The organism is Bacillus sp. CDB3 (genome assembly GCF_002081505.1).
GTDB classification, from domain to species: Bacteria; Bacillota; Bacilli; order Bacillales; family Bacillaceae_G; genus Bacillus_A; species Bacillus_A cereus_AT.
Window position 1 is genome coordinate 1 of the sequence record NZ_ALBR01000109.1, and the last position, 1,182, is coordinate 1,182.

Below are 1,182 nucleotides of genomic sequence, written 5' to 3' on the forward strand. Positions count from 1 at the left end.
GCAACAGAACCCATAGAACCTCACCTTGTTAACTACATATAAATTTTCCTATTTTCGCATAAGAAAAAGAGCATCCTTTGGCGTGGATGCTCTAAAAGAAGTTAAATTAGTGAATGAGTAAATTAGGACAATCGGGGTTGTCCATACTTTACTATATGCATGTCTTCTCCATGTGTGCAAACCAAAGAGAGCACTACCTTTCCTCAGTTAAGTGCTCTCTGATAAGGAGTATGAATAAACATATAAAAACCTTCTACACTTTAGTATGTCCATACCATAGTATGTCGGGGGAAGTTCACTGTTTATATAGTATCCCTAGTTTTGGTTTTTATAACCAAAATATAAGTGCAATTCATATTCAAAATTACAACTATACACCAAAGGGTTCCGTTTGTTTGGTTTTATGTTCATTCATCACTTATTTCCCCTAAATATGACCTTTTCCAAAGGACATATTTAGGATTATCGTATGCTACTCTTTATGTTAGTATTAAAGAACTTCAACATACCTGGATTGTTTGAAGTTCCTATTTACTAGCAAAGCCAGTTAACTTTTTAGGTTAACTGGCTTTGCCTTTTTCAGACTTTGCAATAGAGCCTTTAAGTTGATAGGCATTGTAAACAGATATTAATAAATTTCTATTTCCCTTGCATTTTTTCTTTTACCTTCTTAGGAAGATCTTCATTCTTCACTTCTTCCCAAGTTTTTACTCCTTTATCTCCATCGTAAAACAATTTTAAGTAGGCATCTTTTCTTAGTTGTTTCTCAGCGGTAAATGACATTGTTTTCTCTTTCCCTTCTTCATCAAATCCTTGTAAATTATACTCAAATCTTTTATCTTTTAGTTGACCATCTGTTGTAATTTGTACGTAATAGGGATGGGTCCCCATACGCTTTATACTTTGGCATCCCAGGGCCGTTACACTTAAAATAAGTACGAGACTAAATAGTGTTATATATCGCTTCATACAAAAACCTCCATCTATAGGTTATCAAGTTCTTTCATTTATTACTTTCAAGGATTATCCTCCCCTTATATAACAAAAAAACAATTGGTATTAATAACCAAAACTATTACTTTAGAGTGGAACCGTTGGTGCTTTTGCAAGATAGAACAAAGTCATCGTTTTATAAATAATCTGGTATGTGATATTCCATTATCCATTCACCGGTTCTGTTGC

The 1,182-nt window shown here is 33.5% G+C and carries 1 protein-coding gene; it reads right to left on the reverse strand.

Annotated features, from left to right (window positions below; all coding sequences use genetic code 11):
- Positions 1 to 639: 639 nt before the first annotated feature.
- Entirely contained in the window at positions 640 to 969 is a 330-nt protein-coding gene (locus CDB3_RS28920; RefSeq protein WP_128856843.1) for a YxeA family protein, read from the reverse strand.
- Positions 970 to 1,182: the final 213 nt, after the last annotated feature.

What these genes read in the sequence shown, in the direction of transcription:
- CDB3_RS28920 (WP_128856843.1), bottom strand. Translation starts at nt 969, where the DNA reads ATGAAGCGATATATAACACTATTTAGTCTCGTACTTATTTTAAGTGTA.